The sequence below is a fragment of the Candidatus Accumulibacter contiguus genome, from assembly GCF_036625285.1.
GTDB classification, from domain to species: domain Bacteria; phylum Pseudomonadota; class Gammaproteobacteria; order Burkholderiales; family Rhodocyclaceae; genus Accumulibacter; species Accumulibacter contiguus.
This window is the reverse complement of sequence record NZ_JAZKUC010000001.1, coordinates 855,888-867,513: the sequence shown is the minus strand read 5'-3', so window position 1 is coordinate 867,513 and position 11,626 is coordinate 855,888. Positions and strand designations below refer to the sequence as shown.

Annotated in this window: 7 protein-coding genes; 4 read left to right on the top strand and 3 right to left on the bottom strand. The window is 62.2% G+C overall.

What is annotated here, in order from left to right; genetic code table 11:
- The first annotated feature begins 10 nt into the window (after positions 1 to 10).
- Entirely contained in the window at positions 11 to 1,381 is a 1,371-nt protein-coding gene (locus V5B59_RS04135; RefSeq protein ID WP_169071685.1) for an acyl-CoA synthetase, read from the top strand.
- A 160-nt stretch (positions 1,382 to 1,541) separates the two neighbouring features.
- Positions 1,542 to 2,342, top strand: a complete 801-nt coding sequence (locus V5B59_RS04130; protein WP_034916601.1) for a PP2C family protein-serine/threonine phosphatase — start codon at positions 1,542 to 1,544, stop codon at positions 2,340 to 2,342.
- On the opposite strand, the gene V5B59_RS04125 is transcribed toward V5B59_RS04130, so the two are convergent.
- The 3 genes from V5B59_RS04125 to V5B59_RS04115 all read right to left on the bottom strand — a co-directional run bounded on the left by V5B59_RS04125 (position 2,316) and on the right by V5B59_RS04115 (position 6,593).
- Complete coding sequence (locus tag V5B59_RS04125) at positions 2,316 to 3,794, bottom strand: DEAD/DEAH box helicase (RefSeq protein ID WP_169071684.1); 1,479 nt, start codon at positions 3,792 to 3,794, stop codon at positions 2,316 to 2,318. The two genes, V5B59_RS04130 and V5B59_RS04125, sit on opposite strands and share 27 nt — an antisense overlap.
- Positions 3,795 to 3,902: 108 nt before the next feature.
- Positions 3,903 to 6,053, bottom strand: coding sequence for a DUF1631 family protein (locus tag V5B59_RS04120; protein ID WP_332351609.1), 2,151 nt, complete (start codon positions 6,051 to 6,053; stop codon positions 3,903 to 3,905).
- 117 nt (positions 6,054 to 6,170) lie between these two features.
- Positions 6,171 to 6,593: a hypothetical protein gene (locus V5B59_RS04115; protein ID WP_332351608.1), complete on the bottom strand. Its 423-nt coding sequence runs from the start codon at positions 6,591 to 6,593 to the stop codon at positions 6,171 to 6,173.
- A gap of 241 nt (positions 6,594 to 6,834) precedes the next feature.
- Here V5B59_RS04115 and V5B59_RS04110 point away from each other — a divergent pair, with 241 nt between their 5' ends.
- Positions 6,835 to 8,100 (top strand): metallophosphoesterase family protein, encoded by a 1,266-nt coding sequence (locus V5B59_RS04110; RefSeq protein ID WP_332351607.1) that lies wholly within the window; start codon positions 6,835 to 6,837, stop codon positions 8,098 to 8,100.
- Positions 8,097 to 11,606 carry an AAA family ATPase gene (locus V5B59_RS04105; RefSeq protein WP_332351606.1) on the top strand — a complete coding sequence of 1,170 codons (3,510 nt, stop codon included), beginning with the start codon at positions 8,097 to 8,099 and terminating at the stop codon, positions 11,604 to 11,606. Before V5B59_RS04110 ends, V5B59_RS04105 begins: the two co-directional genes overlap by 4 nt.
- The last annotated feature ends 20 nt before the right edge of the window (positions 11,607 to 11,626 follow it).

The window sequence follows — 11,626 nt, the reverse complement described above, 5'->3', positions numbered from 1 at the left end:
ACAAAGAGCGATGTTCATCGACCGTCAGGCCAGCAGTTACGATGCCTTGTGCAGGAGTTTCCGCTGGCAGCTTCCCGAGCGCTTCAACATCGGCGTCGACGTCTGCGGCCGCTGGGCCGAGGACCGCAGCCGCTTCGCGCTGTACTACGAGGACGCGAGCGGTTTCTCTTCGGCGCATACCTTCTGGGACATTCAGCGCGAAGCCAATCGCCTTTCCAACGTACTTGCGGCACTCGGCACGCTGCCTGGCGACCGGGTGGCGCTGATCCTGCCGCAGTGTCCGGAGGCGGCCATTGCGCATGTCGCGATCTATCAGATGGGCGCGCTGGCCGTCCCCCTGTCGCCGCTGTGCACGCCGGATGCACTCGCATACCGTCTCGGCGACGCGGGTGCGCACCTGGCCATCGTCGATGCGACGACGCTGCCGACGTTGCGGCAACTGCGCGACAAGCTGCCGCAACTGCAGCATCTGCTCGGCGTCGGCGCTGCGGCCGGCAAGGATCTCAGGCGCTGGGAGGAAGTGCTCGAACATGCTTCGCCACGCTACACGCCGCTGGCGACCGCCGCCAATGATCCGGCGATGATCCTCTATGGAAGCGGCAGCACCGCCAGACCGAAGGGGATGCTGCTGGCACATCGTACGCTGCTCGGCAGGCTCAGCGGCTATGTCTGCTCGCATGACTTCTTTCCGCAGCCGCGTGACCTATTCTGGTCGTCTGCCGACTGGGCGAGCACTGCGGGTCTTGGCGATGGTTTGTTGTCGACCTGGCACTTCGGGATGCCACTGCTCGCTTACCCGGGACGTTTCGACGCCGTGCGGGCGTTTGCCCTGATCGAGAAGTACGGTATACGCAACAGCTCGCTCTCTCCCTGCGACTTGCAGAGGATGATGGAGGCGGTACCCGACCCGAGGTCGATTTACGATCTCGACTTGCGCACGCTGGTCAGCGCTGGCGGACCGGTTGCTGCAGCGGTTTCTCACTGGGCCAGGGAGAAGCTCGGGGTGACGATCAACGAAATCTTCGGGCAGACCGAGATGGGCGATATGCTCGGCAACTGCGCTTCGCGCTGGCCAGTGAAGCCGGGTGCGATGGGCCGCCCGTACCCTGGGCATCGGCTGGCGATCGTCGATCACCAGGGCCAGGTCCTGCCACCGGGCGAACTCGGTGAACTCGCCGTACATCGGCAGTGCAATGGTGAAGACGATCCATTGGTCATGCTCGGGTATTGGCAGAATCCCGAAGCGACGGCCAGGAAGTTCATCGCCGAGGGCTGGGTCCTGACCGGTGAACTGGCGAAGATCGATGCAGATGGCAATTTCTGGTACCAGGGGCGTGCCGAGGAACCGTTCCACCCTGGCGGTCAACCCATGCATGGCTGAAAGCGATAGAATTCGTCGCCGCTCTGCCATGCCCTGGGGCCGCTGGCCAGGGGCGGCAGCAAGGCCTGCAAGAGCTTGTCTTGAGGAGATGGAATGAGCGAAGTGCCTGAACAGGCAGCTCGATTGAAGGTCATGCAGCGACCGCCGGGAGGCTCATTCGATGCCGATCACGATTGACGCCTGTGTCGCCCAGCATCAGGGGGATCGCCGCGAGCAGCAGGACCGGGCGGCGATCCTGCCACATCCCCGAGGCGGTGGTGTGACCCTGGCGGTGGTGGCGGACGGCATGGGTGGCCATACCGGGGGGGTCATTGCTGCCCGGCAGGTGATCCACACCGCGCGCAACAATCTGGATGGTTTTTCAGCGCGCACCGAATCGGCGCGCGTGCTGCTGGAATCGATCATCAATGAAGCACATATGCTGATCAAGGCATCGCGTTTCATCAACGAGAAGGATCCGCACAGCACCGTCGTGCTGCTGCTGTTGCAGCCGGGCAAGGCGAGCTGGGCGCATTGCGGTGACAGCAGGATTTACCATTTTCGTGGCGACAGCCTGCTCTTTCGCAGTACCGATCATTCCTACGTCGGGCAATTGGTGGTGCAGGGCAGAATCACGCCTGAACAGGCCCTGGTGCATCCCAACCGGAACATTCTGTTGACTTCGCTGGGGGGCGTCGAAAAACCCAAGATCGCTTTTGGCGAAGCCGAGGGCCTGCAGGCAGGGGACACCTTTCTGCTTTGTTCGGATGGTCTCTGGGCCTATTTCAGCGATCAGGAACTGGGGTGGGTGATCAATGGCTCGGCGACGGCACGCGAGGCTTCCGAGTTGCTGATCGGCCGGGCACGGGCGCTTGGCAACAAGGACGGCGACAACATCTCGATCACCATCCTGAAACTGCTTGAAGCACCGCTTGCCGAACCGACTGCTGGTCTGCTACTTCCGCCCCAGGCCGCCAAGTAGCGCCGCGACCAGGCGGCGTGGTTTGTGCGGGTTTTCCGTGTGCCGCAGTGGGCGCTCGGCGTCGTTACCGACCGCTGCCGCAACTGGCTGCGGTTCGTAAGGTTTGCTGAAATCAAAACCATCTGCGGCGAGGTTCGGGAAATGTCCGCTGCCGGTTCTTTTCGCTCCTTCTCTCTGCGCACTGCGGCCCGCCATGCGCTCGCTGCGCGGAGTCGCCGGCGGTGGCGCCGCCAGTGGGGCGAAGAGCGGCGGCGCCGGGAGGCGTCGGTGATGGCTGCGTTTGTTGCCGGGGGGGTAGGTATAGTCGTATTCGGGTTCGAAGCCGGCGACCAGAACCTGCTCGACCTGAATCCGGATCAGCTTTTCGATCTCGACCAGATACTGGACTTCACTTGCCGAAACCAGTGAAATCGCCGTCCCCGGCTTGCCCGCACGGCCCGTACGGCCGATGCGGTGGATATAGTCTTCGGGTGTGCGCGGCAGTTCAAAATTGATGACGTGCGGCAGTTCGTCAATGTCGAGGCCGCGCGCGGCGACGTCGGTGGCGACCAGTACCAGTACCGAACCGTCCTTGAAGGCTTCGAGCGCTTTCAGGCGCTCCTGCTGGCTCTTGTCGCCATGGATCGAGTCGGCGGCAATCCCGGCCTTTTGCAGTTCGCGGGCGAGCCGGTTGGTTTCGATCTTGGTGCGGGTGAACACCAGCACCTGATTGAAATCGGCCGACTTCAGGAGTTTGACCAGCAGCGCACGCTTGGCCTCGGCAGCCACCGGGTGGACGCGGTGGGTGATCGTCTCCGACACGGTGTTGCGTTTGGCCACTTCGACCAGCACCGGCGACTGCAGCATGCCGTCGGCCAGTTTCTTGATCTCTTCCGAGAACGTCGCCGAGAACAGCAGGCTCTGCCGCTGCCTGGGCAGCAGGTTGATGATGCGCGTGACGTCGGGGACGAAGCCCATGTCGAGCATACGATCCGCCTCGTCGAGCACGAGCGCCTGCACGCTTGCGAAATTCAGGCATTTTTGCTCGAAGAGATCGAGAAGACGGCCGGGGGTGGCCACCAGCACCTCGACCCCGCAGCGGATCTCGGCAATCTGCGGCTTGATGTCGACGCCACCGAAAACGCAAGAACTCCGGATCGGCACATGCTTGCTGTAGGTTTTTACCGACTCGTACACCTGGATCGCGAGTTCGCGAGTTGGCGCCAGCATCAACACCCGTACCGGGTGGCGCGCGGGCGACGGACTCGGGCTGGCGAAGGCAAGAATACGCTGGAGCAGCGGCAGCGTGAAAGCGGCCGTTTTGCCGGTACCCGTCTGTGCCCCACCCATCAGGTCGCGACCCGCAAGAATGATCGGTATCGCTTGTGCCTGGATCGGCGTTGGCTCGGTGTAGCCCTGGTCGGCAAGGGCTCTCAGGAGATCAGGCGCCAGGCCGAGTTCATCAAAACGCATCCGCGAAACCTTTAAAATCAGTTAAAAAATCAATTGCATGAAATATGAATTATACATCGATTGGGAGGCTGCGCCGGCTCGGCTTGCGCTGCGGGTTCCGGCGGGAAGTCAGCGCTGCTCGAGGCGCTTGAGTGCGCACTCTGCGGCCGCGTCGAAAACGGCGATACGCGAAACGATCCGAGCATGGCCCGAGCGTAGCTGTTGCTCCAGTGTAGCTTGTGGCATGGCGACCGCGTAGTCCCATTCCGGGTTGAACAACAGAACCATACCCGAGGCCGGGCTTTGCCAGCAGCAAAGGCCGCACAAGGATTCCTGCGGCGAAACCAGGAATCGCAGCCATTCGCCCACTAGCGATTCGCCAGCGGGTGCCCTCTGGGGCGTCTTGCTGCCCGCCGGCACTGGCAGAAAACGGAGCTGTCGCCCGTTGCGCTCGAGAAAGCCGGTTTCGGCGGTCGGGTTGCTGGCCTGTACCTGGCGCTCGACCGCGGGCGCTGCTGCCAGTGCCTGGCGGCGCAAGGCGCTGGTCTGCAGGTCGAACAGGGTGTTGAGAAAAGGCCTTCTCTCGGCGGCGCTGACGCCGATCGAATCGAGCCCGGCGCCGATTCGCACGAGCAGTGACGAGGCCAGGCCGGCAAGGCGTTTACGTTCCTCGGCGGTCGGCTTCGGCAGAACGCTCCAGATCAGCTCATCGGCAGTGTTGCTGTCCTGTTGCCAGCGTTCGCCCTGGATGCCGCCATCCGCGGCGGCGGCGATCATGACCCGCAACCAGTACTGTTCAAGAAACGATGCAATTTCCGGCGAGCGGGTTCGCGCCCGGCTGACGCGCAGCCAGTTGTCGGCGAGCCGCGTCGAGTATTGCCGGTTTTCGTGCTCAAGCAGCAGTTGTACATGCGGTTCGGCGGCCTGCCGAACCGCCTGATCTCGCGCCCTGATCAGCATGTCGAGTTCGGCCAATTGGGGATCGAGCGAGCCATTCTGTTCGAGCGTCTGGCGGGCGATAACGGTCAGCCGGCCGATTCGTTGGCAGAGCGGATGCTCTGACTCCTGCGGCAGCCCAAGAGCTGCCCGGGCCATGCGATTGATCAGCGAGCGCGCAGGATGCTGGTCGTTGGAGAACAGCGAGGGATCGATGATCGCCAGTTTGATCAGCGGCATCTGCAATCGTCCGATCGCGGCCTTGATGGCCTTGGGTAACTCGGTGGAGTCGAAGATGGCCTCGAAAATCAGCGCCAGGGTATCGAGGGTGACCGCTTCGCGTTTGCCCAGGGGCAGGTCGAGATCCTTCGCCTTCAGAGCGCTCAGTGGCGTACGCGGCGGTGATTCCGCGACTGCGTCGTCAGGGCTTGCGGCCGCTGAGCGGTTCTCGATCGCCGTCAGGCGGTCGAACAAATGGTCGAGCATGATCCGCGTAGCGGCATCGAGAGCAGGATTCGCCGATCTCGCTCCGCGGTAACTCAACTGCAGTGGATCCGCCGGCTGATCCGTTTCGAGTTGCTGACTGACCGCCTGTTGCAGGGTAGACAGGGCGTTGGCGATCGCCGGCTGGTTTTCGCCGGCTTGCGCCCGGCCCGATCTGAGTTCGGTCGTGACCGATGTGTTCTGTCCTGGCGCTGGCCCGATGCCGTGGCTTGCCAGCAGACCGTCGATTTCTCGATAGAGTCCGGGGATCTGTTGGCAGAGGCCCTGTTCGAGTCGGTCGAGCAGCGCCAGCGTTGGTTCGAGATCGCCGCCGTAGAGTCCGGGGATCTGTTGGCAGAGGCCCTGTTCGAGTCGGTCGAGCAGCGCCAGCGTTGGTTCGAGATCGCCGCCGGCGTGTCTGCAGATCGCCCACAGGCCCAGGCAGATTACTTCCGGTCCTACCGGATTGGCGGCCTCGCTCATCGATGGCCGGGAGAGCAAGGTCATGTAGCGCAACTGGCTGCGCCACAGGTTGTGACCGCCAGCCTCACGCAAGCGAACGGCAAGGCTGCGAATGCGGATGTCGAGTTCGAGGTCCTCGTCGCCCATCAAGGTCAGGCGCGAGGCCGTAAAGTCGGAGCGCTGATCGGTGTCCTCTTCCAGGCCCGATGCTGCGGCCAACTCGTCATGCGCTGTGCCGATTTCCTGGCTGAAGGCCTCGAGCACCGTCGGCATGCGCATCCCGCACTGCCGGATGATGTCGGTGAGCCGGTGCTGAAAGAGATCCTTGCTGGCGCACAGAATATCGAAGCGATCTTCGCTTGTTTTCGGTGTTTGCGGCAGACGGCTTCGATCAGACATTCATGGCAGGCCAGGCGAGGGTAGGGGTCTCGATTCGTATATTGTACTTCGCACCTAACGGTCATGGCGATTTGAGACACCCCCGATCATGAAAGTCATGACCGTTTCCCTTCCTTGCTAATGTTTTGCGGCTGCCTTCTGGTCGACCGGGGCTTCTGCTGCCGTCTCCTCGGCGAGCGGCGCCGCCGGCTTCTTTTTCTTGGTGCCAGGAGGCTGCGGTGGCGGCAGTTGCGGCTCGACAGTCTGCAGCTTGTTCTCGCGCATGTAGATGTCCATGTCACGCCAGCCTTCGTAGATCGCGGATTTCGGCAGCCACGCATAAATGGAGTAGCAGTCTTCGATGGCGCGTCCCGATTGCCGGCAGGCTCCGCCGACCGCTTTCCCCTCGGCCTCGTTGCGGGCCAGCTTGGCTGCCGGAGCCTCGAGGCCGAGCTTCTGCTGGACGGCATCGCAGCCGATCAGCGCGAGCAGCAGCGAGCTGATGATCAGGAGCTTACGCCCGGGTTCGCTGGCTTGAAGAAGGATTGGGGATAGACTCATATGCTTTACACTGCTCACTGCCCTTTGTCTCACCCTCCTGTAGAGTTCAACAATACAGCAATATTTTCTGATCCAGAGCAGCAAAAGGAAATTCAAGCATGCCTAGGCGAGTATATGCTTCCCCAACAACCGTGGTCAATCGTCAATTTTGTGGATCCTGACGTCGGCTGCCTGGCCTGCGGCTGCACCCGCAGCGGCATGAGGGTCGCTGAACGGATCCGCCACTTGCATGGGAGGGCAAATGCGCTTCATTCATTGTGCTGACATTCACCTCGATAGCCCGCTGCGTGGCCTGGAGGTGTACGCGGGGGCGCCGGCAAACGAAATGCGCCGGGCCACCCGCCGAGCGTTCGCCAGGCTCGTCGACCTGGCTCTCGAACGCTCGGTCGACTTCGTCCTGATTGCCGGCGACATCTTCGACGGCGACTGGCCGGACTTTAACACCGGCTTGTACTTCGCGTCCCAGTTGCGCCGTCTCACCGACGCCGACATTCGCGTTTTTCTGACCTATGGCAATCACGATGCGCTCAGCAAGCTGACGAAGTCGGTACCGCTGCCACAGAAGGTCTACAGCTTCCCAGCCAAAACTCCAGCGACACAGATCATCGAATCGCTGGGCGTCGCGATTCATGGGCAAAGTTTCGCGACCGAGGCGGTGAGCAGCGACCTTGCCGCAACTTATCCCACAGCGCTTGCCGGATTGTTGAACATCGGTGTTCTGCACACCGCCTTGTCCGGCCGCGAAGGCCATCAGCCCTACGCTCCAACCACCGCTGATCGCCTGACTGACAAAGGCTATGACTACTGGGCACTTGGCCACGTCCACAAGCGCGAAATCGTCCGCGATTCCCCCTGGATCGTCTTTCCAGGCAATACCCAGGGTCGGCATGCGCGCGAAACGGGCGCCAAGGGCTGCATGGTCGTCGATGCAGAAGCGGGCGTCGGAATCCAGAGCGTCGAATTCGTTCCCACCGACCTTGCCCGCTGGCAACACCTGCTCATCGACATTTCCGGCCTCAGCAGCGAGGACGATCTGCATGCCGCCGTGCAATCCGAGGTACGCAACGCGCAAGCCGCAGCGGACGACCGGATCCTTGCGCTTCGCCTGACGCTGGCAGGCCGCGGCTCGCTGCATCACGCCATCGTTTCGCACCGCGAAGCCATTCGGGCGCAACTCGCGGCATCGATTGGCGAAGCTTCGTCGGGCAATGCCTGGCTGGAAAAAATCCGGATCCAGGTCACTGCGCCGCTCGATCTGCCCCGGCTCAAAGAACGTGACGATCCGATCGGGCTCCTGATCCGCAGTATTTCCGCGCTGGAGGAGGACCCGAAAGCGCTCAACGCACTTGCCGCATCCGTGCTCGGGGATCTCGGGCAGAAAATCCCGCCAGAGCTGCGTGCATCCGACAGCATTTGGGCGCTCGATTCCACCACTGCCCTGGCCGAAGCCCTGGCGAGTGCCAAGGAACGACTGCTCGCAGCAATCGCCGCCGAGGACGACGAATGAAGATCGAGCAGATCGACCTCAAGGCCTACGGCCATTTCAGCAATCAGCAGTTGCGACTGAGCGGACCCTCTGATTTTCATATCATTTGTGGGCCCAACGAAGCCGGGAAAACCACCCTTTGGCGGGCCATCAACGGTGCCTTGTTCGGGATTCCCAATGTTTCTCCGGATACCTTCCTCCACGAATCGAAAAAGATTCGGATCGGGCTCATTCTGAGCGCACGTTCCGGCGAACGTCTGGCCGTCATGCGCCGGAAAGGCCGGATCAATACCCTGCTCAAGTACGATCCGGCAACGGGGAACGAACTCGCGGATTCGGTTCCCGACGAACGCCTGCGCGACTGGCTTGGCGGCCTGAGCGAGGGGCTTTTTCTGGCCATGTTCAGCCTCGACCACGCAGCCTTGTTGCGGGGTGGCGTAGCGCTGGCGCAGGGCAGGGGCGATGCCGGCGAAAGTCTCTTTGAAGCCGGAGCCGGGCTCTCTTCGATTCGCAGCTTGCGTGCCAGGCTCGATCGCGAAGCCGAAACCCTGTTCAAGCCACGCGCATCCACTTCGGTCGTCTACAGAACGCTGGCCGATTACGAAGAAGCCCGGAAGCAGGCGAAAGACGCTGCCGTACGTCCAACCGAGTGGACGGCTGCGAGAACGACCATGGAACTCGCCAGCAAGGCATACGAAGCAGCCAGGGCGGATCAGCTTCGACTACAAAAGGAAGCACGTCGATTGGAACGGTTGGCGGCCATTCTTCCGGATGTCGCCGCACTTGGATTGGCACAGCAGCGCTTGGCCGAGCTGGCCGGTATTCCGCCGCTTCCGCCATCCGCCGCCGCGGAGCGAATAGCCGCCGTCACGAAAAGAAATGCAGCCGTCACCGCCGAACGGACGGCCAGCCTGCGACTTGCACAGCGGCAAGGCGAATTGGCCGCGATTCAAGTCAACGATGCCGTTCTCGCCGATGCCGAGTCGATCGAGGCCATTCATCACGCCACGACGGCCTACCGCGAAGCGGGCGTCAAGTCAGCCACGGCCACCGCCGCCATTGCCACAGCGCAAGCCGCCTTTGCTTCCGTACTCAAGCAGATCGCGGGTGATGCAAGGCCCGACGAAGCCCTGCAATGGATCCCGAATCCCATCCAGGCAGCCAGGATTCGCAGCCTGATTACTACTGGCGCGACGATCAAGGCAAGGCATGCTTCCGACCTCAAGGCACTCGGCGAAAAGCAGCTCGCGATCGCGCAACTGGACGCCGAGTTGCTCAGTCTGGGTACAGACGGTGCCGACGCCGGCCTCGGCCCCTATCTCGATTCGATTGCCGACCACGGCGATCCACAAGCGCAAGCGCAGCAGCTCGAACGCGATGCGGTGGCAGCGACCGTCAAGCTGAACGCCGAAGCCGGCGCCTTGAAGATGCCATCGGCCGATGCCGTCGCGAAGTGGACCGTGCCGCTGGAGGCAGAAGTCCAGCGTTTCAAGACCGAAGATGAGGAATTGCGCCGCCAGGCACGTTCCATCCGGGAAGCGATTGAAAAGATCGAAGACGACCTCGCGGCCCTGCGAGGCCAGATCGAGGGCATGCAGATTCGCGGTGATGTGCCGACCAAGGAAGCGGTATCGGTGGAGCGGGCCAAACGAAACGAACTCTGGCTGGGCATTCGCCGACGCTTCATGCCGGCAGCAGGCGAATCGATAGCGGCGGATCCACCGCCATCCGCGGAACGCTATGAGCATGCCGTCAGCAACGCCGACGATGCTGCCGACGGGCTGTTTGCCGATGCCGAGCGGGCTACCCGTTATGCCGAGTTTCGTGTTCGCAAATCGCAGATGGAAAATGCTCTCGGCCTGGAGCGGGGCCGCGCGGAAGAAATCGCGAAAAACCAGGCGGCGATCAGGCAGCGTTGGGCCGAATTGCTCGCTGGCCACGGTATGCCGGCCGTCTCGATCGCCGAGGCAGGACAATGGATCGCCAAGCGGGACGCCTTTCTGCAAAAGTTCGATGCCATCCAGCTCAAACAGCAAGAGGCGCAGCAGCGCAGCAAGTTGGCACAGGAGATCTGCACCCGGATCACTGCAATCTTCCAAGCGATGAAATTGCCTCCACCTGCAGCCACGGAACGGCTGTCGGAAATCCTGGCGCGAGCGCGTGCCATTGCCAAGCAGCACGCCGATCAGATGACGCAGCGAGCACTGAAGAAATCTGCCCGGGCCACGGCCGAAGTCGCAAGCAGACATGCCGAGACCGCTGAATCCAGGAGCCGGGAGAAAGCTGACGACTGGTGGACGCAGTGGCGCGAAGCCATGCTGGCCATTCGTCTGGAGCCCGATGCGAGTGCAGAGGAGGCAACGGCCAGACTCGAACAGTTTGCTGCACTTGAAGAGGCGCACGCTGCCTTGAATCTGGCGGGACGTGAGCAGCGCGAGGCCAGAATCCGGATCAGCGACTATGAAACCCGACTAGCCGGGACCTGGCAACGGGTTCGCGGTGCCCCCATCGCTGCGGACGGGCGAACCCATGAGCTTCTGGCGGGCGAGTTGTACCGCGAACTCCGCTCAAGCCGATCATTGCAGGAGACCAGGTCCACGCTCACGAAACAGCTTGCAGATGACCAGGCCGCGGTAGACGAAGCTCGGCAGACTGCCGCCGATGCCACCGCAATCATCGAGAGGCTCCTGCTCCAGGCGGCTTGCATCACCCTCGAAAGTCTCGAACTGGTCGAGGAGCAAAGCATGCGACGGTCGGCGCTTGCCAGCGAAATTCGCGACATCGAAACGCGGCTGGTGCAATCGGCCGGATTGCCTTTGCCCGAAGCGCTGCAACAAGCCGAAGCGCAGGATCCGGATGCCATCGCGGCCGCGCTCGAGCAGAATTTGCAGCAAAATGAGGAGATGGCAGCCAAGGTACAGAAACGCCACGAGGAATACCTTGCCGCCCGGCAGGTATTCGATGCCATGGATGGATCCGCCACGGCGGCCGACGCACAGCAGAAAACGGCTCAGCACGCCGCAAGGATTGCCGAACTCAGTGCCGACTATGCGGCATCACGAATTGCGTCGGCAGTCCTCGTACAGGTCATCGATACCTACCAGAAGCGCAACCAGGGACCGCTCATCGCACAGGCGTCCAGGCGATTTGCCGCGATCACCGCCGGCCGCTTTTCCGGTGTCGTGATCGATTACGAAGAAGAGAGGCAGATTCTCAAGGCCGTTCGCGCCGATGGCGAACGACTGACGATGGAACAGTTGAGTACCGGGCGCCGCGATCAGCTCTTTCTGGCCTTGCGCCTGGCCGCCATCGAAGGCCATCTCGACAACGGTGAACCCCTGCCGGTGATCATCGATGACATCCTGATCCAGTTCGACGATGCGGCGTCAGCAGCGACCTTCCAGGTGCTCGCTGAACTCTCCAGGCGGACACAGGTGCTGTTTCTGACGCACCATGAGCATCTTCTCGAAGTTGCCGAAGTGGCGATTGGTGGTGGGGCCTACAGTTCGCACGCACTGTCATCGTGAGATAGCCCGAGAAAATGGAA

Bases quoted from the DNA above. Each gene is read 5' to 3' on its own strand.
- V5B59_RS04130 (WP_034916601.1), top strand. From the start codon at position 1,542: ATGCCGATCACGATTGACGCCTGTGTCGCCCAGCATCAGGGGGATCGC.
- V5B59_RS04135 (WP_169071685.1), top strand. From the start codon at position 11: ATGTTCATCGACCGTCAGGCCAGCAGTTACGATGCCTTGTGCAGGAGT.
- V5B59_RS04105 (WP_332351606.1), top strand. From the start codon at position 8,097: ATGAAGATCGAGCAGATCGACCTCAAGGCCTACGGCCATTTCAGCAAT.
- V5B59_RS04115 (WP_332351608.1), bottom strand. From the start codon at position 6,593: ATGAGTCTATCCCCAATCCTTCTTCAAGCCAGCGAACCCGGGCGTAAG.
- V5B59_RS04125 (WP_169071684.1), bottom strand. From the start codon at position 3,794: ATGCGTTTTGATGAACTCGGCCTGGCGCCTGATCTCCTGAGAGCCCTT.
- V5B59_RS04120 (WP_332351609.1), bottom strand. From the start codon at position 6,053: ATGTCTGATCGAAGCCGTCTGCCGCAAACACCGAAAACAAGCGAAGAT.
- V5B59_RS04110 (WP_332351607.1), top strand. From the start codon at position 6,835: ATGCGCTTCATTCATTGTGCTGACATTCACCTCGATAGCCCGCTGCGT.